This window comes from Streptomyces sp. CO7 (assembly GCF_053474865.1).
Genome location: NZ_JBRIOU010000004.1, coordinates 1,140,707 through 1,142,658, shown reverse-complemented (window position 1 = coordinate 1,142,658; position 1,952 = coordinate 1,140,707). Strand labels below are relative to the sequence as shown.

Annotated in this window: 2 protein-coding genes; both read right to left on the bottom strand. The window is 75.4% G+C overall.

Annotated elements, in window-relative coordinates; translation table 11 throughout:
• On the bottom strand, positions 1–1,161 hold a 1,161-nt coding region (locus ACOV8S_RS18080), incomplete at its 3' end, for a HAMP domain-containing sensor histidine kinase (protein WP_448318802.1).
• Between the two features lie 4 nt (positions 1,162–1,165).
• Complete coding sequence (locus ACOV8S_RS18075; protein ID WP_448318801.1) at positions 1,166–1,885, bottom strand: response regulator transcription factor; 720 nt, start codon at positions 1,883–1,885, stop codon at positions 1,166–1,168.
• Positions 1,886–1,952 lie beyond the last annotated feature (67 nt).

Genomic DNA, 1,952 nt, shown 5'->3' with positions numbered 1-1,952 from the left:
CCCTTCGGGGCGGGTGACGCGGACCTCGATGGGGGCGGTGCCCTGCTGGTCGAACTTGGCGGCGTTCTCCACCAGGCTGGAGATGGCCCGCTGGAGGGCGGAGGGGCGGCCGTCGACGGTGGTGTCGCCGGCGACGGAGACCCGGACGTCGCGCCCGGTGCGGCGGCGGGCGTGCACCGCGACGTCCTCGGCGAGGTCGGCGAGGTCCACCGGGCGGACCGGTTCGGTGTCCGACTGGCCCGCCGCGAGGTCGACCAGTTCGTTGACCAGGTCGGTCAGCTCGCGGGACTCGGTGGCCAGGTCCTCCACCAGTTCCTCGCGGACCCGCGGCGGGAGCTCGTCGATCCGGCCCAGCATGGAGATGTTGGTGCGCAGCGAGGTCAGCGGGGTGCGCAGCTCGTGGCCGGCGTCCTGGACGAGGCGGCGCTGGTCCTCCTCGGACTGGGCGAGCCGGTCCAGCATGCGGTCGAAGGCGCGGCCGAGGCGGCCCACCTCGCCGGCGCCGGTGACGGGCACCTGGATGGACAGCCGCCGGGTGCGGGCCACCGCCTCGGCGGCGTCGGTCAGGGCGACCAGGCGGCGGGTGATGCGGTGGGCGAGCCACCAGCCGAAGAGGCCGGCGGCGAAGACGACGGCGACGATCTGCCAGGCGGTGCGGCGCTGCAGCTCGCGCAGCAGGTCCTCGGTGTCGCTGAACTCGTGGGCGACCTGCACCGCGCCGCGTCCGCCGCCGAGCGAGACGGTGGCGATGCGGTACATGTCGTGGCCCGCCTCGATGTCGGCGTGCTCGACGCTGTGTCCGGCGGCCTGCCGCAGCGCGGTGCGCCGGTCCTCGCCGGTGACCGGCAGGGCGGGGCGGCCGGGGTCGTCGACGGAGCCGTCCGGGCCGAGGACCTGCACCACGGTGCGGCTCGGGCGGACGATGTCGTGGCCGGGGACGTGCGAGGAGAAGTCCTCGGGCGTCATGCGGCGCTGCCGCACCTCGGCCCGCAGGTCGCCTACCACCTCGGCGAATATCGTCTGCTGGTCGATGCGGACCATCCGGGCGGCCGCGCTGTAGGACAGCAGGCCGACCACCACGGTGACGGCGGCGGCGACCGCCGCGAAGGAGACGGCGAAGCCGGTCCGCAGCGAGGCCAGCCGGCCCAGACGCCCGCGCATCCGCTCAGCCCTCCCGCAGCACGTACCCGACGCCCCGCACGGTGTGGATCAGCTGCGGGGCGCCCGGCTCGTCGAGCTTGCGCCGCAGGTAGCCGACGTAGACGGCGAGGTTCTTGGAGCCGGGGCCGAAGTCGTAGCCCCAGATGCGGTCGTAGATGGTGGTGTGGTCGAGGACGACGCCCGCGTGCCGCAGCAGGAGTTCCAGCAGGTCGAACTCGGTGCGGGTGAGTTCGATCTCGCGTGCGCCGCGCCAGACGCGGCGGGCCGAGGGATCCATCCGCAGCCCGGCCGCCGTCAGCAGCCTGGGGTCCCGGGCGGAGTCCGCGGGGCGCGGGGCGGGCGCGTGGACGGGCTCCTTGCCGGCCCGGCGGAGCAGGGCGCGCAGGCGGGCGAACACCTCGTCGACCTCGAACGGCTTGGGCACGTAGTCGTCGGCGCCGGCGTCGAGGCCGGCGATCCGGTCGGCGGTCTCGACCAGCGCGGTGAGCATCAGGACGGGGGTGCGGTCGCCGCGGGCGCGCAGTTCGCGGCAGACCTGGAGGCCGTCCACGCCGGGCATCATCACGTCCAGGACCAGCACGTCGGGGGCGGTGGCGGCGGCCTGCTCCAGCGCGGCGGCGCCGTCGGCGACGGCGGTGACCTCGTAGCCCTCCAGGGTGAGGGCGCGGGCCAGGGCGTTGCGGATGGCGCGGTCGTCCTCGGCGAGCAGCACGGTGTGGGGCACGGGCACAGTGTGTCATTCCCGTGCCCGGCTCCTCCGGGCCGCGGCGGCCCGCCCTCCGCGGAAAGGG